Annotated in this window: 23 protein-coding genes and 1 pseudogene; 9 read left to right on the top strand and 15 right to left on the bottom strand. The window is 63.2% G+C overall.

Features of this window, described 5'->3' with window-relative positions; translation table 11 throughout:
- Positions 1 to 7 precede the first annotated feature (7 nt).
- Positions 8 to 499, bottom strand: a complete 492-nt coding sequence (locus tag RTCK_RS07485; protein WP_142592339.1) for a ClbS/DfsB family four-helix bundle protein — start codon at positions 497 to 499, stop codon at positions 8 to 10.
- A 3-nt stretch (positions 500 to 502) separates the two neighbouring features.
- Entirely contained in the window at positions 503 to 1,546 is a 1,044-nt protein-coding gene (locus tag RTCK_RS07480; protein ID WP_142592338.1) for an aldo/keto reductase, read from the bottom strand.
- Positions 1,547 to 1,721: 175 nt separating this feature from the next.
- On the opposite strand from RTCK_RS07480, the gene fabD reads away from it, so the two are divergent.
- The 7 genes from fabD (at position 1,722) to gmk (ending at position 8,200) form a co-directional block, all read left to right on the top strand.
- Positions 1,722 to 2,666 carry an ACP S-malonyltransferase gene (gene fabD, locus RTCK_RS07475; RefSeq protein ID WP_142592337.1) on the top strand — a complete coding sequence of 315 codons (945 nt, stop codon included), beginning with the start codon at positions 1,722 to 1,724 and terminating at the stop codon, positions 2,664 to 2,666.
- Between the two features lie 22 nt (positions 2,667 to 2,688).
- Positions 2,689 to 3,426, top strand: coding sequence for a 3-oxoacyl-[acyl-carrier-protein] reductase (fabG, locus tag RTCK_RS07470; protein ID WP_142592336.1), 738 nt, complete (start codon positions 2,689 to 2,691; stop codon positions 3,424 to 3,426).
- A 276-nt stretch (positions 3,427 to 3,702) separates the two neighbouring features.
- Complete coding sequence (locus RTCK_RS07465) at positions 3,703 to 3,939, top strand: acyl carrier protein (protein WP_029618457.1); 237 nt, start codon at positions 3,703 to 3,705, stop codon at positions 3,937 to 3,939.
- A 106-nt stretch (positions 3,940 to 4,045) separates the two neighbouring features.
- Complete coding sequence (fabF, locus tag RTCK_RS07460; RefSeq protein ID WP_142592335.1) at positions 4,046 to 5,308, top strand: beta-ketoacyl-ACP synthase II; 1,263 nt, start codon at positions 4,046 to 4,048, stop codon at positions 5,306 to 5,308.
- Positions 5,309 to 5,435: 127 nt separating this feature from the next.
- Positions 5,436 to 6,617, top strand: coding sequence for an endolytic transglycosylase MltG (mltG, locus tag RTCK_RS07455; RefSeq protein WP_142592427.1), 1,182 nt, complete (start codon positions 5,436 to 5,438; stop codon positions 6,615 to 6,617).
- Positions 6,618 to 6,643: 26 nt separating this feature from the next.
- A complete protein-coding gene (locus RTCK_RS07450) occupies positions 6,644 to 7,534 on the top strand; it encodes a YicC/YloC family endoribonuclease (protein WP_142592334.1) in 891 nt (296 codons plus the stop codon).
- A 3-nt stretch (positions 7,535 to 7,537) separates the two neighbouring features.
- Positions 7,538 to 8,200 (top strand): guanylate kinase, encoded by a 663-nt coding sequence (gene gmk / locus RTCK_RS07445; RefSeq protein ID WP_142592333.1) that lies wholly within the window; start codon positions 7,538 to 7,540, stop codon positions 8,198 to 8,200.
- A gap of 1 nt (position 8,201) precedes the next feature.
- Here the strand turns inward: gmk and rsmA are convergent, their stop codons facing one another.
- The 6 genes from rsmA to lptF all read right to left on the bottom strand — a co-directional run bounded on the left by rsmA (position 8,202) and on the right by lptF (position 15,723).
- Positions 8,202 to 9,029, bottom strand: coding sequence for a 16S rRNA (adenine(1518)-N(6)/adenine(1519)-N(6))-dimethyltransferase RsmA (gene rsmA, locus RTCK_RS07440; RefSeq protein WP_142592332.1), 828 nt, complete (start codon positions 9,027 to 9,029; stop codon positions 8,202 to 8,204).
- Complete coding sequence (pdxA, locus tag RTCK_RS07435) at positions 9,029 to 10,051, bottom strand: 4-hydroxythreonine-4-phosphate dehydrogenase PdxA (protein ID WP_142592331.1); 1,023 nt, start codon at positions 10,049 to 10,051, stop codon at positions 9,029 to 9,031. The genes rsmA and pdxA overlap by 1 nt, the downstream gene beginning before the upstream one ends.
- A gap of 14 nt (positions 10,052 to 10,065) precedes the next feature.
- Complete coding sequence (locus tag RTCK_RS07430; RefSeq protein ID WP_142521170.1) at positions 10,066 to 11,004, bottom strand: SurA N-terminal domain-containing protein; 939 nt, start codon at positions 11,002 to 11,004, stop codon at positions 10,066 to 10,068.
- 119 nt (positions 11,005 to 11,123) lie between these two features.
- On the bottom strand, positions 11,124 to 13,475 hold the full coding sequence (locus tag RTCK_RS07425) for an LPS-assembly protein LptD (RefSeq protein ID WP_408004510.1): 2,352 nt from the start codon (positions 13,473 to 13,475) through the stop codon (positions 11,124 to 11,126).
- On the bottom strand, positions 13,475 to 14,563 hold the full coding sequence (lptG, locus tag RTCK_RS07420) for an LPS export ABC transporter permease LptG (protein ID WP_142592330.1): 1,089 nt from the start codon (positions 14,561 to 14,563) through the stop codon (positions 13,475 to 13,477). The genes RTCK_RS07425 and lptG overlap by 1 nt, the downstream gene beginning before the upstream one ends.
- A complete protein-coding gene (gene lptF, locus RTCK_RS07415; RefSeq protein WP_142592329.1) occupies positions 14,560 to 15,723 on the bottom strand; it encodes an LPS export ABC transporter permease LptF in 1,164 nt (387 codons plus the stop codon). The genes lptG and lptF overlap by 4 nt, the downstream gene beginning before the upstream one ends.
- A 287-nt stretch (positions 15,724 to 16,010) precedes the next feature.
- Here lptF and RTCK_RS07410 point away from each other — a divergent pair, with 287 nt between their 5' ends.
- Positions 16,011 to 17,501 carry a leucyl aminopeptidase gene (locus tag RTCK_RS07410; RefSeq protein WP_142592328.1) on the top strand — a complete coding sequence of 497 codons (1,491 nt, stop codon included), beginning with the start codon at positions 16,011 to 16,013 and terminating at the stop codon, positions 17,499 to 17,501.
- A gap of 2 nt (positions 17,502 to 17,503) precedes the next feature.
- On the top strand, positions 17,504 to 17,953 hold the full coding sequence (locus tag RTCK_RS07405) for a DNA polymerase III subunit chi (RefSeq protein WP_142521166.1): 450 nt from the start codon (positions 17,504 to 17,506) through the stop codon (positions 17,951 to 17,953).
- 4 nt (positions 17,954 to 17,957) lie between these two features.
- On the opposite strand, the gene RTCK_RS07400 is transcribed toward RTCK_RS07405, so the two are convergent.
- From RTCK_RS07400 to RTCK_RS07370, 7 genes and pseudogenes are all read right to left on the bottom strand, one after another.
- The gene (locus RTCK_RS07400; protein WP_142592327.1) at positions 17,958 to 19,844 is read right to left on the bottom strand and encodes an ABC-F family ATP-binding cassette domain-containing protein; all 1,887 of its coding nucleotides are present in this window, start codon (positions 19,842 to 19,844) and stop codon (positions 17,958 to 17,960) included.
- A gap of 290 nt (positions 19,845 to 20,134) precedes the next feature.
- A complete protein-coding gene (locus RTCK_RS07395) occupies positions 20,135 to 20,398 on the bottom strand; it encodes a cupin domain-containing protein (protein ID WP_142592326.1) in 264 nt (87 codons plus the stop codon).
- Positions 20,395 to 21,036, bottom strand: coding sequence for a ThuA domain-containing protein (locus RTCK_RS07390; RefSeq protein ID WP_142592325.1), 642 nt, complete (start codon positions 21,034 to 21,036; stop codon positions 20,395 to 20,397). Before RTCK_RS07390 ends, RTCK_RS07395 begins: the two co-directional genes overlap by 4 nt.
- A 20-nt stretch (positions 21,037 to 21,056) precedes the next feature.
- Positions 21,057 to 22,070 (bottom strand): annotated as a pseudogene (locus RTCK_RS07385) (Gfo/Idh/MocA family protein); the annotation flags it as partial.
- 148 nt (positions 22,071 to 22,218) lie between these two features.
- A complete protein-coding gene (locus tag RTCK_RS07380; RefSeq protein WP_142521162.1) occupies positions 22,219 to 23,100 on the bottom strand; it encodes a dihydrodipicolinate synthase family protein in 882 nt (293 codons plus the stop codon).
- Positions 23,101 to 23,125: 25 nt separating this feature from the next.
- Positions 23,126 to 24,745, bottom strand: a complete 1,620-nt coding sequence (locus RTCK_RS07375) for an ABC transporter ATP-binding protein (RefSeq protein ID WP_142592323.1) — start codon at positions 24,743 to 24,745, stop codon at positions 23,126 to 23,128.
- A complete protein-coding gene (locus RTCK_RS07370; RefSeq protein WP_142592322.1) occupies positions 24,738 to 25,661 on the bottom strand; it encodes an ABC transporter permease in 924 nt (307 codons plus the stop codon). Before RTCK_RS07370 ends, RTCK_RS07375 begins: the two co-directional genes overlap by 8 nt.

Genomic DNA, 25,661 nt, shown 5'->3' with positions numbered 1-25,661 from the left:
TCCGCCTTCACCCCCGAGGAATGCCGGAACTACTTCGAGGCCGCCGGATATGACCCGGACTAAGTCGAATCCGCTCTAGCGTCCACTTTTCGTGCCAGCTCTTTCCGTAGAGCGCTTCGTTGCTGCTCTCTTCGACCAGCGCCACGAGGTGCTTGTGCGTCGATCGCAGTTTTTCGATCCCTGTGGCGAAGTCGAGGCAGGAATAGTCCTGGTAGAACTTCTGCGCGAGCGGGCTGAGCCGGTTCCAGTTGAAACCCGTTTCCGGAAAATCCGGCTCCCCGCCTTCGCTGCGTATCCTCGTCCATTTGAGGACCAGTTCGCCCAAGCCGATGAGATAGGCCAGAAGGTCATTGACGCTCATTTTCGTGCCGCTGACATGCCCGTCCATCGCGGCGGCGAGCGCTTCCTTCGGAGAAATCGAAGCGAGCTCTTTCTCCAGTTTGGCGAAGTTGTCCTTCATCGCGGAAAGAAGTTCCGCCTTGTTCACAGGGACCGCCATGTCTCACATCGGCATAGGATACTGGCGGTGCACCTCGGCGATGTCCTTCATCACCTCGTCCGTCAGTCTCACGTCCTTCGCGCCTATGGCCGTCTTCAACTGGTCCATGGAGGTGGCGCCGATGATGACCGAGGTCATGAAGGGGCGGCTGAGACAGAAGGCGAGCGACATCCCGGCGAGGTCAAGCCCGTGCTTCCGGGCGACGTCCCGGTAGGCCTTCACGGCCGGCTCCTGGTGCGGCTGCAGGCGACCGCCGAGGTCACCGTTGATGGTGGCGCGCGATCCTTCCGGACGGACGCCGCCGAGGTATTTTCCGGTCAGCAGGCCGGCGGCGAGCGGCGAATAGGCGAGCAGCCCGACGTCCTCGTGATAGGCGACCTCCGCGAGATCCAGGTCGAATTGCCGGTAGAGAAGGTTGTACTCGTTCTGTATCGACGCGACCCGCGGCAGACCCTTCTCTTCCGAAAGCCGGAGATATTTCAGCGTACCCCAGGCACTTTCGTTGGAGAGGCCGATGGCGCGGATCTTGCCTTCCTTCACCAGGTCGCCGAGCGTCGACAGGATCTCGTCTATCTCCGCTGCAGCCTTGGCACGATCCTGTTGCGTGGCGTCGAAGCTCCAGCATTGACGGAAATGATAGCTGCCGCGGTTCGGCCAATGGATCTGGTAGAGGTCGACATAATCGGTTCGCAGCCGGACGAGGCTTGCCTCCAGCGCTTGCCTCACGCTTGCGCCATCGAGCTCGCGGCCATTGCGGATATGCGGGCGCCCGCTGCCGGCAACCTTCGTCGCAAGCACGATATCGCTCCGCCGCCCGCTCTTCTTCAGCCACGTCCCGATGAACTCTTCGGTCCGGCCATAGGTCTCGGCACTGACCGGTGTGGTCGGGTAGAGTTCCGCCGTGTCCAAGAAGTTGATCCCCGCCTCGGCGGCGTGGTCCATCTGCTCGTGGGCGTCGGCCTCGCTGTTCTGCGAGCCCCAGGTCATGGTGCCGAGGCAGATTTCCGACACGGAAATGCCCGTGCGTCCCAATCTCTTGAATTTCATGAAGTCAGTCCTGTCTTGGAGGGCGGCGCGAGTTTAGGCGGGATTCGCGCTTTCGCAACCGGCTTATCCGCTACCGGACCCCGTTCGACAACATGCCTTTGGTGCCCCCGCCTTGACTCCCGCAACGGGAACGTGAATGGGAAGGCAAAAAACGAGAAGGGAAGGAAATCATCCCATGAGCATTGCGTTCACGTTCCCGGGACAGGGAAGCCAGGCGGTTGGCATGGGCAAGGATCTTGCCGATACGTTCCCGGAGGCGCGCGCGGTCTTCCAGGAAGTCGACGACGCGCTGGACCAGAAACTCTCCGAGATCATGTGGAATGGCCCGGAAGAAACGCTGACGCTGACCGCCAACGCCCAGCCGGCGCTGATGGCCGTCTCCATGGCCGCCATCCGGGTCATGGAGGCACGGGGTCTGAAGCTCGCGGACAAGGTTTCCTATGTCGCCGGTCATTCGCTCGGCGAATACTCTGCCCTCTGCGCCGCCGGCATGTTCTCGCTTGCCGACACGGCTCGTCTCCTGCGCATCCGCGGTAATGCGATGCAGTCTGCCGTTCCGGTGGGCGAGGGCGCCATGGCCGCGATCATCGGCCTGGAGCATGGCGATGTGGAGGCTATCTGCCGCGAGGCCTCGGCCGCGGGCATCTGCCAGATCGCCAACGACAATGGCGGAGGGCAACTCGTCATCTCCGGTTCGAAGGCCGCGGTCGAGAAGGCTGCGGCCCTGGCGACGGAGAAGGGCGCCAAGCGCGCGATCATGCTGCCGGTGTCCGCTCCGTTCCATTCCGCTCTCATGTCTCCGGCAGCCGATGCCATGCGTCACGCGCTTGGACAGGTCGAGAAACGTGATCCGGTTGTGCCGGTGGTGGCCAATGTTCGCGCTACGCCGGTCAGGGATGCCGACGAGATCGCCGACCTTCTGGTAGGCCAGGTGACCGGCCAGGTGCGCTGGCGCGAAACGGTCGAGTGGTTCGCCGCCAACCAGGTGACGGAACTCTACGAGATCGGTGCCGGCAAGGTCCTTACCGGGCTTGCCCGCCGCATCGACAAGACCATATCCGGCACGGCGATCAACACGCCCGCCGATATCGAGACTGCTCTGGCCGCGCTGCTCGGCTGACCAATATCAAGGGGATGTGACCATGTTTGATCTGACCGGCCGCAAGGCATTGGTGACCGGCGCGACCGGCGGCCTGGGCGAAGAGATTGCTCGCATGCTCCATGGGCAGGGCGCGACTGTCGGACTGCACGGCACGCGCGTTGAGAAGCTCCAAGCTCTTGCCGCCGAGTTGGGCGATCGCGTCAAGATTTTCCCAGCCAATCTCTCGGACCGTGCCGAGGTAAAGGCGCTGGGCGAGAAGGCGGAAGCCGAGCTTGAGGGGGTGGACATCCTCGTCAACAATGCCGGCATCACCAAGGACGGCCTGTTCGTCCGCATGAGCGACGAGGACTGGGATAACGTGTTGGAGGTCAACCTGACTTCCATGTTCCGCCTGACGCGGGAGCTGACGCATCCGATGATGCGCCGCCGCTTCGGCCGCATCATCAACATCACCTCGGTGGTCGCCGTCACCGGCAATCCGGGGCAGGCGAACTACTGCGCATCGAAGGCCGGCATGATCGGCTTCTCGAAGTCGCTGGCGCAGGAGATTGCCACCCGCAACGTCACCGTCAACTGCATTGCGCCCGGTTTCATCGAAAGCGCCATGACCGGCAAGCTCAACGACAAGCAGAAGGATGCCATCCTCGGCGCCATTCCCATGAAGCGCATGGGGGCAGGGGCTGACATTGCAGCTGCAGTGCTCTATCTCGCCTCCAATGAAGCTGGCTATGTCACCGGCCAGACGCTGCACGTCAACGGTGGCATGGCGATGATCTGAGGACGGCGTTGCCGCTGAAGACACTCGCCTGTGGGTGCTTTCAGCGGGAACAAATTCTGGCTTTGCGGAACATGGAAAGCATGTTAAGCGGGCCATGACTGTGGACAGTCGCCCCGAAATGCAGGAGATCATTGCGCTGTTGCGGCCATGATCGGAACCTGCGGAGGGTTGAACGGGTTTGCCCGCGTAGCCTGCTTTTCGGAGGCCGGCGCAGGTTTTCAACAGGGTGCGGATGCCATCGCGGCATTCGAGAAGATAAAGGTCGAGGAAACCGACATGAGCGATATCGCAGAACGCGTTAAGAAAATTGTTATTGATCACCTCGGCGTCGATGCCGACAAGGTCGTCGAAGGCGCAAGCTTCATCGACGATCTCGGCGCGGACTCGCTCGACACGGTCGAACTGGTCATGGCCTTCGAAGAAGAGTTCGGCGTCGAGATCCCGGACGACGCGGCCGATTCCATCCTGACGGTTGGCGACGCCATCAAGTTCATCGAGAAGGCCCAGGCCTGATTTTCTCGCAACTATCGTGGAACCGGCCTTCCCGGTTCCCTTGGCGGCCCGCTTGTTCGGGCCGTTTCATTAACTGGAAGACGACGACTAGGGTGGGACGCTGGCGATGAGACGTGTCGTTATCACCGGTACCGGCATGGTATCTCCTCTCGGATGCGGAACCGAGGTCAGCTGGCAGAGGCTGCTGGCCGGCCAGAACGCCGCCCGGAAAGTCACCGAATTCGAAGTCGAGGATCTCCCGGCCAAGATCGCCTGCCGCATTCCGGTGGGTGATGGCTCCGATGGCACTTTCAATGCCGACGACTGGATGGAGCAGAAGGAGCAGCGTAAGGTCGATCCCTTCATCATCTATGGTATGGCTGCCGCCGAAATGGCGCTCGACGACGCGGACTGGCATCCGCAGACAGACGAGGATCAGATCGCCACGGGCGTGCTGATCGGCTCCGGTATCGGCGGGCTCGAAGGCATCGTGGAGGCCGGCTATACCCTCAAGGAAAAGGGGCCTCGCCGTATTTCCCCCTTCTTCATCCCGGGCCGCCTCATCAACCTGGTCTCCGGCCAGGTCTCCATCCGCCACAAGCTCCGCGGTCCCAACCACGCCGTGGTCACGGCCTGCTCTACCGGCGCCCATGCCATCGGCGATGCCGCTCGGCTGATCGCTCTGGGCGATGCCGACGTGATGGTCGCAGGCGGTGCTGAATCTCCCATTTCCCGCATTGCGCTCGCCGGCTTCGCCGCCTGCAAGGCGCTTTCCACACAGCATAACGAAGAGCCGCAGAAGGCTTCCCGTCCCTATGACCGCGACCGTGACGGCTTCGTCATGGGCGAGGGCGCCGGCATCGTGGTGCTGGAGGAACTGGAGCACGCCAAGGCACGCGGCGCGAAGATCTACGCCGAGGTCGTCGGCTACGGACTGTCCGGAGATGCCTTCCACATCACCGCGCCGTCGGAGGATGGCGAAGGCGCATTCCGCTGCATGACCATGGCCCTGAAGCGCGCGGGCCTCGCCCCGGCCGACATCGACTACATCAACGCGCACGGCACCTCGACCATGGCCGACACGATCGAGCTCGGAGCGGTGGAGCGCCTGGTGGGCAACGCCGCGTCGAAGATCTCGATGTCGTCGACGAAATCGGCGATCGGCCATCTGCTCGGTGCCGCCGGAGCGGTCGAGGCCATCTTCTCGGCGCTCGCCATCCGCGACAACATCGCTCCGCCGACGCTGAACCTGGACAATCCGGATGTCGAGACGGCGATCGACCTCGTGCCTCACAAGGCGCGGTCGCGCGAGATCAACGTCGCCCTGTCGAATTCCTTCGGCTTCGGCGGCACGAATGCCTCGCTCGTCCTGCGTCGCTACGACGCCTGACGCTGCCCGGGCCAGGCGTTTCGCACGCCCGGCCACCTGTCAACGAACCTGTTTTTGCCGTATTGCTTGGCCAAAAGGCGGTGAAGACCGTGCATTCTAGGGGGGCACTGTGAACAACGACAGCCATATGGCCGAAACGCCTCATAATCATGGCGGCGGTCATGGACCGATCATCCCGAAATCTCCCAACGAGGCGCTGAAGCCGGAACGGGTGCCGGAACCGCCGCGCCGGTCGCGCAAGGCACGCAGCCAGCTCGTGATCTTCCTGAACTTCGTCATGACCATGGTGGTCATAGTCTGCGTTGTCGCGGTCGCCGCCTTCTACTACATGGTGTCCAGCTTCCAGAAGCCGGGACCGCTGGAGGCGAACACGCATTTCATGGTGCGCGCCGGCAACGGGCTCGCCGAAATCGCCAACAATCTGGAGCGGAACGGGATCATCTCGGACGCTCGCGTCTTCCGCTATGTCAGCGCCACCTACCTGCGCGACGGCGGTACGCTGAAGGCAGGCGAATACGAGATCAAGGCAGGCGCTTCCATGAAGGAGATCATGGAGCTTCTGGAATCCGGCAAGTCCATCCTCTATTCGGTGGTGCTGCCGGAAGGTCTGACCGTCCGCCAGATGATGCTCCGGCTCGCCGAGGACCCGGTGCTGGAAGGCGAACTGCCGGCGGAACTGCCGCCGGAAGGCTCGCTTCGTCCCGACACCTACAAGTTCTCCCGCGGCACTAAGCGGGCCGAGATCGTCCAGCAGATGCGCGTCGCCCAGGAAAGGCTGATCGACCAGATATGGGAAAAGCGTGATCCCGATCTTCCCATCAAGACGAAGGAGGAGTTCGTCACGCTGGCTTCCATCGTCGAGAAGGAGACGGGCATCGATGACGAACGCGCGCGTGTCGCGTCCGTCTTCATCAATCGTCTGCAGAAGGGCATGCGCCTGCAGTCCGACCCGACGATCATCTACGGCCTCTTCGGCGGCGACGGAAAGCCGGCGGACCGGCCGATCTACAAGTCGGACCTGCAGAAGGAGACGCCCTACAATACCTATGTGATCAAGGGGCTGCCGCCGACGCCGATCGCCAATCCCGGCCGGGCGGCTTTGGAGGCCGTGGCCAATCCCTGGCGGACGAAGGACCTCTATTTCGTGGCCGATGGCACGGGCGGCCACGCTTTTGCGGCGACGCTGGAAGAGCACAATGCCAACGTCCGCCGCTGGCGCCGCCTGGAAGCGGAGCGGGCTGATACCGCCGAGGCGGAGCTCTCCGATGGTCAGCCGGGCGGTGACGAGGCCGAGAAACCGGCCAACTAGGTCGAAACAGCTAGCCGGAGGATAGGATGGGTCTGCAGTCGATGACCGGCTTCGCCCGCGGCGAAGGCAGCTACGGGCGTTACCGGATCGTCTGGGAACTCCGTTCTGTGAACGGCAAGGGCCTCGACATCAGGTTGCGGCTCCCTGCAGGGCTGGAGCGGCTTGAGCCGGACGTACGGCGGCTCGTCGGGGAAAAGGTGACGCGGGGCAACATCCAGGCGTCGCTGGCTCTTGCCGCTTCCGAGACGAAGCTGGAGGCGGTGCTGAACCGGGAGGCCCTTGAGGCGCTCCTGTCGCTTCGGGCCGATCTCGCAGATGTCATCGACCCGGCGCCCTTACGGCTCGACACCCTTCTGGGTATCCGCGGCATCGTCGACATTCGGGAGGCCGAGGAGAGCGAGGAGGAGGCGGCCGCTCGCGATGCGGAGATCCTGACCTGCCTCCGGCAAGCCCTTGTTCATCTGATGCAGATGCGGGAGCAGGAAGGGGCAGCGCTTGCGGAAGTGATGGGCCGTCAGGTCGATCGGATCGAGGAACTGACGATGGCGGTCGAGCGGGATCCGTCCCGTACTCCCGAGGAGATCGCCCGCCGGCTGCAGCAGCAGGTCGCCCCATTGCTCCAGGACGGCTCGCAATCGCTCGATCCGGTCCGTCTCCATGCCGAGGTGGCGCTGCTCGCAACCAAGGCGGATCTCCGCGAGGAGATCGACCGTCTGAAGACGCATGTGGCCGCCACCCGTGAACTCTTGGCGAAAGGCGGGCCCGTGGGAAGAAGGCTCGATTTTCTGGCGCAGGAATTCAACCGCGAATCGAATACGATCTGTTCCAAATCCAACTCGGCCGCGGTCACCGCCGCCGGCGTCGAGCTCAAAGTCGTCATCGACCAGTTCCGCGAACAGGTCCAGAATCTGGAGTAGTAGATGAGTCCCACGGCATTCGCCCCTTCCAAGATCGCCCGCCGGGGGTTGATGCTCGTGCTTTCTTCCCCGTCAGGGGCGGGCAAGTCGACGATCGCCCGCAACCTGCTGGACGACGATCATAGCCTGGAAATCTCGGTGAGCGTCACGACGCGCCAGAAGCGACCGAGCGAAATTGCCGGCAAGCACTACCATTTCATCACCGTGCCGCAGTTCGAGCGGATGCGCGACGCGGGTGACCTCCTGGAATGGGCCGAGGTCCACGGCAACTACTACGGCACCCCGCGCGAGCCGGTGGAGCAGGCGATGGCGGAGGGCCGCGACATGCTCTTCGACATCGACTGGCAGGGCGCCTTGCAGCTTCAGGAGAAGATGAAGGCGGATGTCGTCTCCATCTTCGTCCTGCCGCCATCCATGACCGAGCTTCAGTCGCGCCTGCACCGGCGCGCGGAGGATACGGAGGAGGTGATCCGCACGCGCCTCCTGAACTCGCGGGCGGAGATCGAGCACTGGCGCGAGTATGACTACGTCATCGTCAACGACGACCTCGATGAAGCCTTTGGCTATGTCAGTTGCATCGTGAAGGCCGAACGCATCCGCCGCGATCGCCGGCACGGCCTCTTCGACTTCGTTCAGGGGCTGCTGACGGAAGAGCCGACGCTTTAACTCACAGCGCGTTGGCGAGCGCCACGAATTCCTCGACGCAGAGCGTCTCGGCCCTGCGGGCCGGATCTATTCCCGCCTTCGACAGGAGGGTTTCCCCGCCCAGCGCCTTCAGGCTCTGGCGAAGCATCTTTCGCCGCTGGCCGAACGCCGCCTGCGTCACCGTCTCCAGTTTCCTGACGTCGCAGGGCAGGGGGGCCTGCCTTGGCGTCAGGTGCACGACGCTGGAGGTGACCTTGGGCGGCGGGGTGAAGGCCTGTGGCGGCACGTCGAAGACCATCCGAGCCTCCGTCCGCCAGCCGGCAAGGACGCCGAGCCGGCCGTAGTGGTCGTCGTCTTCCTGCGCGACGATCCGAAGGCCCACTTCCTTCTGGAACATCAGCGTCAGCGATTCCCAGAATGGCGGCCATGTCCGCGGCAGGAGCCAGTTTAGAAGCAGTTGCGTCCCGACGTTGTAGGGCAGGTTTGAGATGATCTTGACCGGCCCGTCTTTGGCGAGCGCCTGGAAATCGACCTTGAGCGCGTCGCCCTCGATGACCTCCAGCCGGCCGGGATAATGAGTGGCGATTTCGGCAAGTGCTGGAAGGCAGCGGGAATCGCGCTCGATAGCAATGAGCTTCCTTGCACCGAGCGCGAGGATCGCGCGGGTCAGGCCGCCGGGGCCCGGCCCCACTTCGATCACGGTCGCATCCTCCAGGGAACCTGCGCTGCGCGCTATCTTCTGGGTCAGGTTGAGGTCGAGCAGGAAGTTCTGACCGAGCGGCTTTCGCGCATCGAGTCCATGGCGCTGGATGACCTCGCGCAGTGGCGGCAGACCGTCGAGTGCCGCCATCAGGCAATGGCCTTCATGGATTTTTCAGCAAGGTCTGCGGCGAGCTTGAGCGCTTCGACCAGACTGGTTTCCCGGGCGACGCCCTGGCCTGCGATACCGAAGGCGGTGCCGTGGTCCGGCGACGTGCGGATGAACGGCAGGCCAAGCGTGACATTGACGGAGGTGTCGAAGCCGAGGGCCTTGGCCGGAATGAGCGCCTGGTCATGATACATGCAGATGGCCACGTCGTAGCGACCCCGAGCCTCGTCGTGGAACATGGTATCGGCGGGCAGGGGGCCGAAAGCATTGATACCGTCGCGGCGCAGGCGTGTGACGGCGGGATGGATGATATCCCGGTCCTCCTCCCCGATCGTTCGGTCTTCGCCCGCGTGGGGGTTGAGGCCCGCCACGGCAAGCCGAGGCTGCGCTATCCCGAAGCGTTGCTTCAGGTCCCCATGGGCGATCCGGCAGGTCTCGATGATTAGGTCTTCCGTCAGTGCGGCGGGCACCTCCCGCAGCGGGATGTGGATCGTCACCGGAACGGCACGAAGCTTCGGGCCTGCGAGCATCATGACCGGCTTGACCTTCTCTCCCGTTGCACGGGTGGCAAGATCGGCCAGGAACTCCGTATGGCCGGGAAAGCGGAAGCCCGAGGCATAGAGAATGGACTTGGCGATCGGATTGGTCACCACCGCCGCCGCGCTCCGGTCGAGCGCGAAAGACGTGGCGGTCTCGATCGCCGCAATGGTTCCGCGTGCGGTGGCGACGTGCGGTTCGCCGGGTGCGACCACCGCGCCGGCAGTGATCGGATGAACGGGAAGGCTATGGGAGAAGGCCGCCATCGCGCCCGCAGCGTCCGTCTCTTCGATCGGAATATCGAGGCCGAGAAGCCGCGCCCTTGCCGCCAGCACCTCGGGATCGCCGACGAAGAGAAACGGCGCGATCTGGTGCTCGTTCCTGTTCAACCAGGCGGCGAGGGTGATGTCGGGACCGATGCCGGCGGGATCGCCCTGGGTAAGAGCAAGCGGACGATCAAGCGGCATTCCGGTTCCTCATATCAGCGGTAGTCGATCTGCGCCTTGCTGCGCAGCTCCTCGAGGTATTTCTCCTCGTTGGGATTCGGACCGGCCTTCTGCTTGCCGAGATCCTCCGCACGGAAAACCACCTCTGCCGCGAAATCGTCGGATACCTGCCGCTGGTTGCAGATGGCGAGGAACTCGACGCCGCGCTCGGTGACGCGCGTTCCCGTCGTGCCGCCGGAGGCCTTCTCGACGAGCGGCTTCCACTCTTCCGGCAGTTCGGGAGCAAGGATGCGGCCGAGGTTGCGGACGGAAACGTCGAGCATGGTCGCCGCGAACTGCTTCGACTGCTCGCAGCCGGGAAACTTGCTGCGGGAGGCTTCGGCCTCGGACTTCCGTTTGCCGAGAATGGCGTTCCGCTTCGATTCCGGCACGACGAAGATGATCTGCTGCAGGAAGTACTCGGTGGTGACCGGCTTCTGCTTGTTCTCCATCATGCGGGTGACGAGTTCCTGCGACGACATGCGGCCGCGGTTCCCGCCATAGCGCGCATTCACCAGCCGCGGCCAGCTCATCTGAACGGCGATATATTCCTTGAAATGGTCCGCGCCGACGCCGGCCTGTCCCAGGATCTTCGTCAACTGGTCGGGAGTGAGCTTGTTGCTGGCGGCGAAGCGGGCGAAAGCGCCGTCCACGTCGGAGGTGCTCACCGACATCTTGACCCGGGCGATCTCTTCGCGCTTGAGCGCTTCCTCGACCAACTGGTCTCGCGCCGTCTTCGTGTCGCTCTTCTGCCGTTGCAGGCGCAGGAAGGCTGCCCGGCGTGCGACGTCGTTGCTGGTGATCGGCACCTTGTTGACGACCGCGACGATTTCGCTGGCAGCCTGTGCCTGGTGATGGGCCGGTTCGATCGCCACCGAGGCGGCCAGGGCTGCCACGGCTACGAGAGCCAGACGTGTTGCTTTCAGTGCCGACATGATGCTTGTCCTTCTGCGCGGCTGCTCCTCCACCGGTGGCGGCCCACGCTCCCCTGTCTACTACAGCATATCAGCCCGGTTGCACAATTCTTGCGGCGAAACAATGGCCGGGGCCGGCCTCAAAGGCTGCCCGAGCCGAGATCGATATCCCCCAAGGTACGGAAGGTGATCCGCGCGCTGATGCTCCAGTCGTTCGCGTTCGTGCTGCTGGCCGGCTCGTCGGCATAGGCGAGGGTGAAGATCGTGCACTCGTCCGCATAGGTGATGCCGATGCCGCGACGGATGATCTCCTGCTCCTTGAGATCCCAGATCGCCGATCCGCTCAATGACCAGTTCTCGTTGACCCGGAAGCCGGTGGAGGATTGCAGCAGTTCCGTATCGCTGCTCGATCCGTATTCCGGTTGGGCCTCGATCTGCGTGTAGGCGAGCGAGCCGCTGATCCTTGCCGAGGTGTAGGAGATCGACGCGTCCGTTCGCTGCAGGTCGAAGGTTTCCTCGTCGAAGCGCGCGCCGGCCTCCAAAGAGATGCCGATCGGCAGATCGATGCCGGCCATGCCGACGTAATCCGAGCGGTCCGTCTCCAGGCCGGAATTGGCGCCGACGTTCACGAGGTCTTCGGTTGCAAAGGAATTCTGGCCGCCGAGGTGGAAGCTCTGGCCGACCACGCTCCGCAGTCCGACGCCATTGTCGAAGGAGCCCGTATAGCGCAGCCCGACATTGGCACGCGTTCCCCCTTCGATGCGGTCGAAGCCGGAGAACTTGTCGCGTTCGAAGAGGTTGGTGGCGTCGAACACGAAGCTCTGGGCGTCCTCGTTCGGCAGTCCGCCTGCAAGCGGCTCGTCCGGCCGGACGAAGACCTGGGCGACTGGCTCGATGATGTGGCTGCTGTTCTCCCCGGTGATCAGGAAGGGGTAGCGTGCTTCCAGGCCCGCCGTGAGCATGTAGCGGCCGTAGGAACCTGAATCTTCGAGATCGTGGCTGAACGTACGCTCTCGGATGGGGTCGCCGGGAAAGATTGTCAGCGACGGATCGGATGAACTGTGCCGGAGCGCGTCCCCGCGTGCCGCGAGGATCGGTGTCAGCAAAAGGCCTCCGGAGGTGGTGAAGGTCCGTTTCCATTCCGCTTCGGTGGTGAAGCGGCTGTAGTTTCCTTCCAGGCCGGCATAGCGGGCGGTGGTTCCCTCGAAGAGGAAATCCTCCTCCCGTCGGGAAAGGTTCGTGAAGTTCGTCGTCACCGAAAGCTCGCCGCCGGCGACGGGTTCCGGAGCGATATACTTGTAGTCCAGTGACGGATAGACGATCGCTTGCCGCTTCTCGGCGTTGTTGATGTAGGCGGTATCCTGGACGTTGAAATAGAAGGCGCGCAGGTCGAAGTGGTTACGCTCCCCGAGCCCCGTCAGGTAGACCTCGTTGCGGAAGACATCGTCGCTCACGCCGTCGAGCGAATAGGTCTTGGAGAAGTTGTTGTCGCTCTGGACCATGACGTCCCAGCCGAACGTCCAGCGCGGATTGATCTGGAAGCGCCCTTCGGATGCTGCCATCAGCCGTGTGTCGGCGCGGTAGTCGCTGCTTCCGGTATCGAAAGCATGCGGATCGCGCTGGTTAATGCCGGCGAAGCGGAACTTGTGGTCGCCCGTCTCGAAGCGGTTGCGGATCTCCGCCTGCAGCAGGACGCCTTGGCCCGTGTAGTAGGTCGGGCTCAGTGTCGCGTCCATGTGCGGCGAGAACACATGATAATAGGGCACGGTGATGCCGAAGCCGAGATTGTCGTCCAGGCTCATGGTCGGGAAGAGGAAGCCGGACTTCCGCTCCACCGTGTGATCCGGCACCTCGATGAACGGAAGGAAGCCGATCGGCATTCCGAAGAGTTCGAAGCGCGCGTTCTCCAGCCGCACCGTGTGCGTCTGGCCGTTCTGGACGACCCGCTGCGCCTTGACCTGCCAGAGCGGCGCCTTGCCTGGCTTTTGGGCACAGGGCAGGCAGGCGGTGTAGACGCCGTTGTTGAGCACCATCAGGTCGCCGGGCAGGCGCTCCGCGCTCTCGGCGGCGATGCGCGTGTTGTCCGTGGTCTCGACGCGAAGCGCATTCAGGAAGCCCTGGCCGAAATCGTCGGTGACGTCGAGTTCATCGGCGTAGATGCGGTTCCCGTCCGGCTCGATCAGTTCGATGTTTCCGCGGGCGATCACGCGGCCTGACTGCTGGTCGTACTCGACCCGCTGCGCCACCATCCGATAGCGATTGTAGTAGATCTGCACGCCGCCGGATGCGGTGACCTTCTCGACGTCCCGGTTGTAGACCAGTTCATTGGCGCGCAGGAGCATCTTGGCGTCGTCGTCCGCGACAGACGCCAGCCCCAGATCGTTCTCCTGGGCGTGCGCCTGCAAGGGCTGCACGCCGTTCATGCACACAGCAACGCTCGCCAGCAGGACCGCAAGGCGCCGTCTGATATTTCCGCGGTCGTTTACCGCCACTAGCCATCCTCCTGATGAAGCAGAATCGTCGCGCCGAGAGCGGTTGCGACGATCACCGGCACCCACACCGCCACGAATGGCGGTACGGCCCCGCTGCTCCCGAATGCTTTCACAAGCACGGTTACGACATAAAGCACGAAGCCTGCAACGATTCCACCCAGAATAACCGAGCGGGATTGTGCGAAACGGCTGAATTTTAACGTCACTGTTGCAGCGATGAGCGTCATTGCCACCAGAAGCAGCGGCAGGGAAAGCAGCGAGTGAAACTGCGTCTCGAGCGGTTTAGTCGGCAGCCCGAAGGACTTCCCGACCCGGATCTTTCGCAAAAGATCATAGAACGCAATGGCTTCTGGCTGCGACAGGCTCTCCTGCAGGAATTCCTGCTTCAGGTTGGTGCGTACCTGTGCCGTAGCGACACGGACCGGAATTTCGCCGGGGCGATTCTCCAGGACGTCGGTAAGGGTCCAGTAACCATCTTCCAACTTTGCCCGTGCCGCGTCCTGCCGCAGGATCACCCGCTCGTCTTCGTCGAAGTGAAACACGACCACGTCGAAAAGCTCGGTGCCTTCGGCCTGGTAGCTCTTCGCGCCGATGATCGTGTCGGTTCCTTCAGAGGCCTGCCTGATCCACGGCACGAAACTCGATTTGCGGGCCCGGTTGCTTGCTTCGCGCCATGTGGTCTCGAGGGAGGCGGATTGCTGTTGGCCCCATGCCGCCAGCGGATTGACCACCAGCATCGCCCACAGGCCAACGATGAATGCGCCCGCGGCGAAGGGCGCGATGAACTGCCATACCGAGACGCCCGCGGCGCGCGTCACCACCAGCTCGTATCGCCGGTTGAGTGCGATCAGCACGGTCATGCCGATGAAGAGGGTGAGGGTCGGAAGTGTCTGCAAGAAGATCAGCGGCGTGCGCATGGCGGTAAACGCAAGGCCGCTCAGGACGGTGAAGCCTTCCATGCTCCCCAAGCGCCTGCTGGTCTCGCTGAAATCGGCGAGGAAGATGATCGCGTTAACGCCGAGGAAGAACCACATGGCGGTGACGAGGTAGCGCCGGAGAAAGTAGCGTCCGAGGGTGGAGAAGATCATACGCTGCCTCCAAGGCGGCCTGCCCAACGCTGGCGAATCCGATGCCACGTCGGCATGAGGACGCGCCAGACCACGGACGGCATCCGGATCTGCCGGTGGCTGGCCAGAAGGTAGACGCTGACCGCGGTAGTGACGGCCGGCAGGAGATACATCAGGAAGATGTAGGCCTCGTCCTGTTTCACGAGGTTCTTGAAGGAGAAACCCAGCCAGCGGAGCCCAAAGGCCAGAACAAGTGCGATGACCATGGGATGCAGCCGCATCTGCCGGTGGGATCGCGAATCACCCGCCACCACGAGCGAGATCAGCGCAAATACGAACGGGAAGAGCCAGTCCGTCAGGCGCGCATGCAGTTCGGAGCGATAGCTGCCGGCAGAACCGATGATGTGGGGATCGGAAAGATCGGGGTTGAGCAGGAAGGCCAGCGACCGGTCGCCGGCACTCAAGGACGGTGTTTCCGCCCCCGACATGGCCGAAAGGTCGAAGGCGTAGGACATGAACTTGATGATGGAGATCCGCCCGTCCGGCGTCTTCCGGTGCACCTCGCCGTCGCGCATGGTCAGCGACGTGCCGCTTTCGTCGATGGAGCCTTCGCGGGCGTAGTAGATGAGGTCGAAGTTCGGATCCCGATGGTCCACCACGAACAGTCCGGTCAGCACACGCCCCGAATGCCGCTCCGAGATCTGGACATAGAGCCCTTCCTCGATGCTGCGGAAGGTCTTCTCCTCGATGACGGAGGACAGGAGGTCGGCATAGGCTTCGGCCACCATCTGTCGGGCGGCGACGCGGGCGGGCGGCTCCACGAAATTCGCCACCACGAAGGAGAACACGCTGAGGAAGGCGGCCAGCAGGAGGACCGGCCGGTAGATGATGCTGCGGGAGGCCCCGGCCGCGTCGATCACCGGCAGTTCCGAATCGTTGTTCATCGCCGTCAGCGTCTGCGTGATGCCGATGGCCAGTGCGAAAGGCAGAACCACGGGAATGATCGTCGGCAGGATGAATGTCGCCAGCATCATGAACGAGCCCATGGACTGGCCCGTGTCCGTGACGAGATTGACCCGCCCGAGCACCTGGATCGTCCAGATGATGGTCAGAACCGGCACCAGGGTCACCAGGAACATCTGGACGATTCGGCGCAGTATGTAGATTTCCAGCAGCTTCATCGACGTCCTGGGAGAGTTCCTGTCATCTGCGGCGCCAAGCGGTCGCGCCTATCTAAGCGATTGCCTGCCGATTGGCGACCGCTCCAGTATGACAATTTACATCCGATGGCGATTTTTTGGGCCGACTGTGGCACGGGACTGTGTCATGGAATAAGCTTGGCATGGCCGTGGACCGAAGCGGTGGCGCCTTGGATTCGGACGGTGAAGGTCCTGCGATCCTAGCCTTGCCATCTTGCGCGAAACCGTGATGATCCTCGGTACAACCCACAAGACAGTCTGGAGAGATGATGTCCACGCAGTATGAAATCGACTTCGCAGTATCCGCAACGCTCGAAGGTTCGGTGGCCGTGATGCTGCAGGTGGCCGGGCAGGACCTTCCTGCCGGCGCAACCGCCGCCGATCCCGAAAACGTGTCCAGGCGGGCCGCCGGCATTGCGAAATTTTCGGCCAAGTCGATGAGCAGCGTGGATGTCCTGGCTCCCCACGGCTCGCTCGCGGATCGGCTGGTATTGCTTGGCCTCGGAAAGCCGGAGGCGCTGACGGCGCATGATTGGCTGAGGGCAGGGGGCGCAACTGCGGCGGCCGCCAAGGCGGCAAAACGGATCGTCGTCTACCTGGACGCTCCGGGAGTGAACGCCTCGCCGGAACAGGCGGCGGATTTCGCGCTCGGAATGCTGCTGCGCGGCTACAGCTTCGATTCCTACAAGACCAGGAAGAAGGACGACGACGAAAAGCAGCCGAAGAAGGTGGACGTCACCATCGTGACCGAATGCCACAAGGATGCGCGCAAGGCCTTCGGAAACGTCGAGGCGGTGGCCGGCGGTGTCCTGCTGGCGCGCGACCTCGTGAACCTGCCGCCGAACGTGCTGGGGCCTGTCGAATTTGCGGAGCGGGCGCGCTCGCTCGCAAAGCTCAGCCTCGAAGTCGAAATCCTGACGGAGAAGGAGATGGGTGAGCTCAAGATGGGTGCTCTTCTCGGCGTGGCGCAAGGGTCAGCCCGCCCACCGCGGCTTGCGGTCATGCAATGGCGCGGCGGCAAGCCGAAGGACGCGCCCATCGCCTTCGTCGGCAAGGGCGTCGTGTTCGATTCGGGCGGGATTTCGATCAAGCCCGGCGCCGGCATGGAGGAGATGAAGGGCGACATGGGCGGCGCGGCCGCGGTGATCGGCCTGATGCAGGTCCTCGCTGCGCGCAAGGCCAAGGTGAACGCGGTCGGCATCATTGGACTGGTCGAGAACATGCCCGACGGGAAAGCGCAGCGCCCCGGCGACATCGTCACCTCCATGTCCGGACAGACGATCGAAATCATCAATACCGATGCGGAAGGCCGCCTCGTGCTGGCCGATGCTCTCTGGTATTGCAACGACCGGTTCAAGCCGCGGTTCATGATCAATCTCGCGACGCTGACGGGTGCGATACTGGTGGCGCTGGGCAACCAGCATGCCGGCCTTTTCTGCAATGACGACGAACTGGCGGCGCAACTGGCGGGTGCGGGCGAGCAGACGGGGGAAAAGGTCTGGCGGATGCCGCTCGGCAAGGAATACGACAAGATGATCGATTCCAAGTTCGCGGACATGAAGAATTCGGCAGGACGCCATGCGGGCGCCATCACGGCCGCCCAGTTCCTGAAGCGTTTCGTCGGCGAAACCCGGTGGGCCCACCTGGACGTCGCAGGCACGGCGATGAATTCGCCCTCCAGCGAGATCAGCCAGTCCTGGGCCTCCGGCTATGGCGTCCGCCTCCTGGACAGGCTGGTGCGCGACCACTACGAAGCCTGACAATGACCGAAGTGCTGTTCTACCACCTGACGGAATCGAAGCTGGAGGATGCGCTGCCGGCGCTTCTGGAGAAAAGCGTCGAGCGCGGCTGGCGGGTGGTGGTGCAGACGAATGAGGAAGCGCGCCGCGACAGCCTCGACGCCCATCTCTGGACCTATCGTGAGGACAGCTTCCTGCCACATGGCACCGATGCGGGCGAGCATATCGGCCTGCAGCCCGTATTGCTCACCGCCGGCCCGGGCAATGTCAACGAGGCCACCGTCCGCTTCGTCGTGGACGGAGCCGAGCCGCCGCCGCTCGATCCTTACGAGCGCGTCGTGTTCATGTTCGACGGTTACGACACCGAACAGGTGGAAAACGCGCGAAGCCAGTGGAAGAGGCTGAAGGGCGAGGGACACACGCTCACCTATTGGCAGCAGTCCCCGGAAGGCCGCTGGGTGAAGAAGGCGTGAGGCTTCAGCCTGCCATCGCCTCTTCGTATTTGGCCGAAAGCTCCAGCCACTGTTCTTCGGCGCTTGCCAGCTTCGCCGCGGTCTCGCCCCGTTGCTTGGCCTTCTCGGCCGCCTTTGCCGGCGCCTTCTCGTACAGTGCAGGATCTGCAAGTTCTGCATCAAGCTGCTGAATCAGCCTCTCAAGCTTTGCGGTCAAGGATTCGATCTCGTTGATCTTTTTCTTGAGCGGCGCGAGTGATGCCCGCTTCTCGGCATTGGCTTTCCGCTGCTCGGCCTTGTTCGCCGGTTCGTCGGAGGAGCCTTGCGGCCTCTCCTCCTTCTTGCGTCCGGCGGCGACGATCAGGTCGCGGTATTCCTCCATGTCGCCTTCGAACGGCTTCACCGTCCCGTCGTTCACCAGCCACAGCCGGTCCACCGTCGCCTCGATCAGATACCGGTCGTGGGAGATCAGGATGACGGCGCCCTCGTAGTCGTTGAGCGCCTCGATCAGCGCCCGGCGGCTGTCGATGTCGAGATGGTTGGTGGGCTCGTCGAGGATGAGGAGGTTCGGCGCATGGAAGGCGGCAAGCCCCATCAGGAGGCGTGCCTTCTCCCCGCCGGAGAGGTCCTTGGCCGCGGTCGCCATCTTCTCCGTCGCCAGCCCCATCTGCGCCACGCGTGCCCGCACCTGTGCTTCCGCTGCCTGCGGCATCAGCCGCCGGACATGGTCGACCGGCGTTTCGTTCGGGATGAGGTCGTCGAGCTGGTGTTGCGCGAAGAAGCCGACAGAGAGGTTCGGCGCCTGCTTCATCTCGCCCGCCTGCAGCGACAGCCGGCCGGCGATCAGCTTGGCGAAGGTGGACTTGCCGTTGCCGTTCGAGCCGAGCAGGGCGATGCGGTCGTCGTTGTCGATTCTCAGACTGATGCCCTTCAGGATCGGTCTACCCGGCTCGTAGCCGACGGCGCCGCCGCTGATGGCGACGATCGGCGAGGCGGGCTGCTTCTCCGGCTTCGGAAAGGTGATCGGCTGGACATGATCCTCGATCACCGCGGCGACCGTGCCCATCCGCTCCAGCGCCTTGACGCGGCTCTGCGCCTGCTTGGCCTTCGAGGCCTTCGCCTTGAAGCGGTCGATGAAGCTCTGCAGGTGCTTGCGCGCCGCCTCGTTCTTGGCGCGCGCCTTCATCTGCAACTCGTCTGCCTCCGCCTTCTGCCGCTCGAACTGGTCATAGCCGCCGCGATAGAAGGTCAGCTTCTTCTGGTCGAGATGGACGATCGCGTTCACCGCATTGTTGAGAAGGTCGCGGTCGTGGCTGATGATGATGACGGTGTAGGGATAGCGGCGGACATAATCCTCGAGCCACATCGTCCCTTCGAGGTCGAGATAGTTGGTTGGCTCGTCGAGAAGCAGCAGGTCCGGCTGGGAAAACAGCACGGCGGCAAGCGCCACCCGCATCCGCCAGCCGCCGGAGAAGGAGGAGGCCGGCCGCGCCTGCGCCTCGTGGTCGAAGCCGAGCCCTGCAAGGATGCTCGCGGCCCGCGCCTCGGCCGAATGCGCGTCGATGTCGACGAGCCGCGTCTGGATCTCCGCGATGCGGTGGGGATCGGTGGCCGTCTCCGCCTCACGCATCAGCGCGGCGCGCTCCTTGTCGGCGGCCAGCACGATCTCGATCAGCGGCTGCTCCGTGCCCGGGGCCTCCTGCGCCACCTGGCCGATGCGCGCGTTCCTCGGGATCGAGACGGACCCGGTTTCGGCGGCGAGATCGCCGGTGATGACGCGAAACAGCGTCGACTTGCCGGCTCCATTGCGGCCGACGAGCCCAACCTTGGCGCCCGCCGGGAGGCTGACGCTGGCATGGTCGAGAAGCAGGCGACCGGCAATGCGGGCGGAAACGTCGGTGATGGTGATCATGGCGCGGGTTTTGGCCGATCTTGTCCGGCAAGGCAATATGCGTCCGCGGCGATGCTTGGCCGAACTGGTAGAAGCCAAGGCGCCGGCCTGCCCAAGCGATGTAGCGCCTACTCTCCCTATTGCGGACTCGACAATCCTTTGCCATGCAAGATACCGAAGGAGACATCGCGTCTCCCTTGCCACTGGCCGATCTCAACTGGTTAAAGGATTAAAGTGGGTGGTGGACGCTCAACCGCCACCAATGCATTTACTGCGACCAGGTCGAATCGGCCGCCTGCAACTTCGCCAACTCAAACGGTCGCAGGGGCAACAACGCAGATCACTTCACACAGGCTATCGCCGATCGTCCAGAAGCGCACCGAGCTGGTTGCGGGGAAGGCGAAACTGCTTCCCGCGTGGATCTCGAAGCTTATGCCTTCTAACTCCAGGCTCAAGATACCTGCCAGCACTAAACCGCATTTACCCCCTCCGGCATCACAGTAAGGCTCACCTGATCCGCCGTCGTTCTCGGAGACGTTCAACAGCGGCCGGCTTGCCCCGAATGCCATGGTCAACGCGCGGCCCAGTTGGCGCCGCGGCGGTAGATCTCGCGCATCTGCGGGACGTTGAACTCCTCTGCGACATGGCCAAGGGACGAGTAGAAGACGCGGCCCTTGCCGTACTGCCGCTTCCAAACCACAGGCATCACCACGCCGTTGATCCACCAGGCATGCTCGTCGGTGAAAGTGGTGGTGGCCAGCACCTCGTTGGAGGGGTCGAGATGCAAGTAGTACTGTTCCGAGTGGTATGGGAAGTCGGAGATTCCCTCCATCAGCGGGTCGTCGGGCCGGGTGATGTTGACGGTATAATCGATGATGTTGCCCGGATGGGCGACCCACTGGCCGCCGACGATGAACTGGTATTCGACGCATTCGCGGAAGGCGTCGCCCGCACCACCGTGATAGCCCGCCAGGCCAACGCCGTTCTCGATTGCTGCCGCGAGGTTCTTCGCCTCTTCCTTCTCGATCTTCGACATCGTCATGATCGGGACGATCAGCGAAAGATCGTGGATCGAGGGATCTGCAAAGGCTTCGGTACTGCGCTCCACATAGACCTTGAAGCCGTCCTGCTGCAGCATGTCCCGGATGATTTCGGCGCATTGTTCCGGTTCATGGCCGCTCCAGCCACCCCAGACGATCAAGGCTTCCCGCATTCTTCTGTCCTCCTGTTCTGTCAACGGGCCAGTCGCCCGTCTTGAAGCGAAACCGACAGGGGTGCCGGCCGCTCCGTCTTTGTTTCGATCCTGATAGTGGTGCCGGTTTCCGCCGCGCGCTCGAAGGCCTCCATCACCTCCAGGACGTGGAGCGCCAGATCGCCATTGGCGCGGTGCGGCCGGTCGGAGCGCAGCGCATGGGCAAGATCGGCAACCCCGATGGAACGGTAGTTGGCGTCGGCATAGGGCTGTGTCGTTTCCTGCGGTTCGAAGCTGCCACCCTTCTTGAGGAACTCGATCTGGCCGCCGAAGTGGTTCGGATCGGGAACGATCAGCGTTCCCTCCGTCCCGTAGAGTTCCAGTGGCACATGCTTGTGCCCCGCGACGTCGAAGCTCATGCCGATCTGCACCACGGCGCCGCATTGGAAGGCCATGACACCCGCGACGTGGGTCGGAACGTGGACCGGAATCGGCTCCCCGTTGCGCGGCTCGCTGGTGATCAGCCGTTCCTTGCGCGGCGAGATCGCGAAGCCTGCCACCTGCGCAACCGGCCCCAGCAGGTTGACGAGATCGGTAATGTAGTAGGGCCCCATGTCCAGCATCGGGCCGCCGCCGACTTCGTAGTAGAAGTCGGGATTGGGGTGCCATCGCTCGTGGCCGGGGCACATGAAGGTCGCCGTTCCGCCGACGGGAGTACCGAGCACGCCGGAATCCACGATGGCGCGGGCCGTCTGGTGCGAGCCGCCAAGGAAGGTGTCCGGCGCTGCACCGATGCGCAGCCCCTTGGCACGGGCCGCCTCCGCCAATGCCAGACCCTCCTTGAAGTCGATGCCCAGCGGCTTTTCCGAATAGGTGTGCTTGCCGGCCTCGAGCGCCTGCATGGCAACCGCCACATGCGCCTTCGGCACCGTCAGGTTGACGATGATTTCGATTGCGGGATCGGCAAGCAGTTCGCTGACGGTCCGGGCGGAAAGGCCGAACTCTGCAGCGCGCTGCGCCGCAAGGTCCTGGTTGAGATCCGCCACCCCGCGGATCTTGGCTCACCGGCGGAGGGGCGTGGATGAAGGTCTGCACAGAAGCAAATGTGACGAGCGAACTGCATTCGTGCGGTTCCGCCAGGCATCGTGCCGGTCCGGCCATGCAGACCTTCCCCTGCGGTGCGCGCGAACGCGGCCCCCGTGGCTAACAAAGGTTGTATCGCTTCAATATTTCCCCGATGAGGAGATCCTGCTCCCGATCAGGGAGCAGGGCCGGCTGACGGCTGGCTCCAACGGAGGCGTCTTGCAAATAGAGTGCACGCTTGACCATGGCTGGAGCAAAGCCCAACGCGTAAAGCTCCGTCCGAAAGGCGGCAAAGGTCGCTTGCTGCTTTTCTGCCTCTGCGAGGTCGCCGCGACTATAGGCCTTGAGGATATCGGCAAGCACATGTGGCATGGTGTTTCCAAGGCCGGAGATGCAGCCAGCGGCGCCATTCTGCAAAGCCCAGAGAACGAGATGATCGGGGCCGGAATAAACTTCAAAACCGGCAACGTCCCTTGCCACCTGGAGATAGGCCTCCAAGGTCTCCTTGGCGCCGCCGGAGTCCTTGATGCCGGCGATGTTGCCGTGCCCGGCGAGCCTGCGGGCAGTCTCCGGCTCTATATGATTGTGTGTACGTGCGGGAATGTCATAGAGATAGACCGGCGTCTCTACAGCATCGGCCACAGTGGAAAAATGGCGGATGAGGCCATCCTGCGTGCAAGCGATGAAGAAGGGTGTAATGACGGCGATGCCGTCGACTCCAATGCGGTCGAATTCTCGCGCGAGCTTCAGTGTCTCGAAGGTGGCAGGCATGCCGGCATTCACGATGACCTTGACACGCCCGCCAACCTCGTCGACGACCTCCTTGGTCAGTCGCACTTTCTCCTCGAACGTCAGCGCGGTGAAATCGCCGTTGGTGCCAGCGCACATGATATTGTTGCCGGCCTCGACCTGGCGGCGGACCTGGGCCCGCGTTGCCTCATAATTGATGGTCTCATCGTCATGGAAGCACGTGACGAGGGCGACGAAGGCTTGAGGTGTCATGGAGGATTCCTCGGGTAGGCAACCATCAATGGGTGCGTTGAAGGCGGGAGGCGCGGCTGACGGCCTGGATGTCGGGATCGGGATCGAGACCCGCGGAAAGAAGTGCTCGTGTGTAGCTTTCCCGCGGCGTCTCGAAAACCTGACGCACAGTGCCGAACTCGACGATACTGCCGCTTTGCATGACCATCACGTGGTCGGCGAAGTCGCGGACCACCGGCAGGTCATGGGCGATGAAGATGAAGGTGATGCCCATCTCCTTGCGCAGCTTGTCGAGCAACGCGATGACCTGGGCCTGCACGGAAACATCGAGCGCCGAAACCGCCTCGTCGCAGATGATCAACTGCGGCTGAAGCGCCAGCGCCCGGGCGATCGCGATGCGTTGGCGCTGGCCACCGGAGAACTGGTGAGGGTAGCGGCCCATATGCTCCGGGCCCAGGCCCACCTGGACCAGTAGTTCGGCGACGCGCTCGCGCCATTTTGCCTTTGGCAAGATGTCTGGATGAATGATCCAGGCCTCGGAAATGAGCTGATAGACGGTCATGCGCGGATTAAGCGACTGTGTCGGATCCTGGAACACCATTTGGAGGTCGCGGCGAAGCTTGTAGAGTTCCGCCGGCGACAGGCTGAAGAGATCACGACCCTTCCAATGGGCCGTGCCGCTGTCCGGCTCGTCGAGGCGCAGCAAGATGCGGGCGAGGGTCGATTTGCCGGACCCGCTCTCGCCGACGACGGCGAGAGTTTCGCCAGGCATGAGATCGAAGGAGATGCCCTTCAGTGCCTGGAAGGAACCGTAAGTCTTACGCAGGTCGCGGACGCATAGGACGGGTTCTGCGCGGGGAGCAGGCTCATGCATCTTGCCTTTGCCGGGGGCGGCGGCGATCAGCTTCCTTGTATAGGGATGCTGCGGGTTCTTGTAGACCTCCCGTACCGTACCTGCTTCCACCAGCGCGCCTTTTTCCATCACCACGACGCGATCGGCGATCTCCGCGACGACGCCGAGGTCGTGGGTGATGATCAGCACACCCATGCCGGTTTCCGTCTGCAACTCCTTGAGCAGGGCAAGCACTTCGGCCTGTACGGTGACGTCGAGAGCCGTCGTCGGCTCGTCGGCGATGAGAAGATCAGGGCGCAATGCCAGCGCCATTGCAATCATCACGCGCTGACGCTGCCCGCCGGAGAATTCGTGCGGATACTTGTCGAGCGCTCGTTCCGGTTCGGGGATGGCAACGCGCTTCAGCAATCGCAGCGCTTCCGCCGCCGCGGTGACGGAATCGGTCCCATGGGCGGTAAGTGCCTCGCGGATCTGCCAGCCGACTGTATACACCGGATTCAGATGGCTCAGCGGATCCTGGAAGATCATGGCGATGCGCCGGCCGTTGAATGCGCGCCGTTCGTTCGGCGAGAGCTTGAGCAGGTCGACGCCGTCGAGCAGGATTTGCCCGGAGCTGATGCGCCCGGGAGGCATATCGATGAGGTTCATGATCGCCGCGGATGAGACCGATTTGCCGGAGCCGCTCTCGCCGAGGATCGCCAGCGTCTCGCCTCTGTCCAGATAGTAGGAAATGCGACGCACCGCCTGGACCGGCCCAGCTACGGTATGGAACTCGACGGAGAGATCGCGGACTTCAAGGAGATGGTCAGCCAATTTTGCGACCTTTCATTTCGAGACGCCAGCGCTGCACCGGATCGAGCGCGATGCGCAGCCAGTTGGAAAGCAGATTGAGCGACATGGTGGTGAGGATGATCGCCAGGCCCGGCCAGAACGACAGCCACCATGCGTTGGTGAGGTACTGCCGGCCCTGCGAGATCATCAGGCCCCAAGTTATTTCCGGCGGCTGGATGCCGATGCCGAGGAAGGAGAGGGCGCTTTCAGCCAGCATGACATACGCGAAATCGAGCGTGGCGAGTGTGGTCAGCGTCGGCAATACGACGGGCAGAATATGGCGGAAGAGGATGCGCTTGCTCGACGCACCCATGACGCGGGCCGCCTGCACGAACATGCGTTCTCGGATTTCCAGCACTTCGGCGCGTGTCGTTCGCAGGTAGACTGGGATGCGCGTGATCGCCAGTACCAGCATCAGGTTGAGGATCGACGAGCCGAGGATATAGAGAACGATGACGGCGATCAGAAGCGAGGGAAAGGACATGATCGTGTCCGCCAGCCGCATGATCACCTGATTGACGCCTGGCGACGAGAACCCGGCGACAAGTCCGAGAAACGTACCGACGGTGGCCGAAAGCGCCACTGCACCGGCCGCGACCATAAGCGTGTTCTGCGTGGCGACGATGATGCGGGCGAGCAGTGGCCGGCCGAGCGCATCTGCACCCATCCACCACGCCCAGCCGCGCTCCCAGTCGAAGGGGGGCGCGTTGCGGCCGCGGAGGTTCTGCTTGGTCGCAAGCTCTCCGAGCCAGTTGGGACCGACGATCGCGAGGATCAGGATGAGGACAAGAAAGACCGCCGCGCAAAGCGCGAACTTGTCAGCCAGCAGCATGCGGAACATGCGTGTCGCGAAGTTTGGCTCGTCGGCGAGGTGCGTTTCGGGACTTTGCAGGGTCAT

The sequence above is a fragment of the Pseudorhizobium endolithicum genome (assembly GCF_902153245.2).
Classification (GTDB): Bacteria; Pseudomonadota; Alphaproteobacteria; order Rhizobiales; family Rhizobiaceae; genus Neorhizobium; species Neorhizobium endolithicum.
The sequence above is the reverse complement of the archived record's forward strand: the minus strand, read 5'-3'. Positions and strand labels throughout refer to the sequence as shown.

Excerpts from the sequence above, each read along its gene's own strand:
- RTCK_RS07485 (WP_142592339.1), bottom strand. The coding sequence starts at position 499 with ATGGCGGTCCCTGTGAACAAGGCGGAACTTCTTTCCGCGATGAAGGAC.
- RTCK_RS07480 (WP_142592338.1), bottom strand. The coding sequence starts at position 1,546 with ATGAAATTCAAGAGATTGGGACGCACGGGCATTTCCGTGTCGGAAATC.
- fabD (WP_142592337.1), top strand. The coding sequence starts at position 1,722 with ATGAGCATTGCGTTCACGTTCCCGGGACAGGGAAGCCAGGCGGTTGGC.
- fabG (WP_142592336.1), top strand. The coding sequence starts at position 2,689 with ATGTTTGATCTGACCGGCCGCAAGGCATTGGTGACCGGCGCGACCGGC.
- RTCK_RS07465 (WP_029618457.1), top strand. The coding sequence starts at position 3,703 with ATGAGCGATATCGCAGAACGCGTTAAGAAAATTGTTATTGATCACCTC.
- fabF (WP_142592335.1), top strand. The coding sequence starts at position 4,046 with ATGAGACGTGTCGTTATCACCGGTACCGGCATGGTATCTCCTCTCGGA.
- mltG (WP_142592427.1), top strand. The coding sequence starts at position 5,436 with ATGGCCGAAACGCCTCATAATCATGGCGGCGGTCATGGACCGATCATC.
- RTCK_RS07450 (WP_142592334.1), top strand. The coding sequence starts at position 6,644 with ATGGGTCTGCAGTCGATGACCGGCTTCGCCCGCGGCGAAGGCAGCTAC.
- gmk (WP_142592333.1), top strand. The coding sequence starts at position 7,538 with ATGAGTCCCACGGCATTCGCCCCTTCCAAGATCGCCCGCCGGGGGTTG.
- rsmA (WP_142592332.1), bottom strand. The coding sequence starts at position 9,029 with ATGGCGGCACTCGACGGTCTGCCGCCACTGCGCGAGGTCATCCAGCGC.
- pdxA (WP_142592331.1), bottom strand. The coding sequence starts at position 10,051 with ATGCCGCTTGATCGTCCGCTTGCTCTTACCCAGGGCGATCCCGCCGGC.
- RTCK_RS07430 (WP_142521170.1), bottom strand. The coding sequence starts at position 11,004 with ATGTCGGCACTGAAAGCAACACGTCTGGCTCTCGTAGCCGTGGCAGCC.
- lptG (WP_142592330.1), bottom strand. The coding sequence starts at position 14,563 with ATGATCTTCTCCACCCTCGGACGCTACTTTCTCCGGCGCTACCTCGTC.
- lptF (WP_142592329.1), bottom strand. The coding sequence starts at position 15,723 with ATGAAGCTGCTGGAAATCTACATACTGCGCCGAATCGTCCAGATGTTC.
- RTCK_RS07410 (WP_142592328.1), top strand. The coding sequence starts at position 16,011 with ATGTCCACGCAGTATGAAATCGACTTCGCAGTATCCGCAACGCTCGAA.
- RTCK_RS07405 (WP_142521166.1), top strand. The coding sequence starts at position 17,504 with ATGACCGAAGTGCTGTTCTACCACCTGACGGAATCGAAGCTGGAGGAT.
- RTCK_RS07400 (WP_142592327.1), bottom strand. The coding sequence starts at position 19,844 with ATGATCACCATCACCGACGTTTCCGCCCGCATTGCCGGTCGCCTGCTT.
- RTCK_RS07390 (WP_142592325.1), bottom strand. The coding sequence starts at position 21,036 with ATGCGGGAAGCCTTGATCGTCTGGGGTGGCTGGAGCGGCCATGAACCG.
- RTCK_RS07380 (WP_142521162.1), bottom strand. The coding sequence starts at position 23,100 with ATGACACCTCAAGCCTTCGTCGCCCTCGTCACGTGCTTCCATGACGAT.
- RTCK_RS07370 (WP_142592322.1), bottom strand. The coding sequence starts at position 25,661 with ATGACCCTGCAAAGTCCCGAAACGCACCTCGCCGACGAGCCAAACTTC.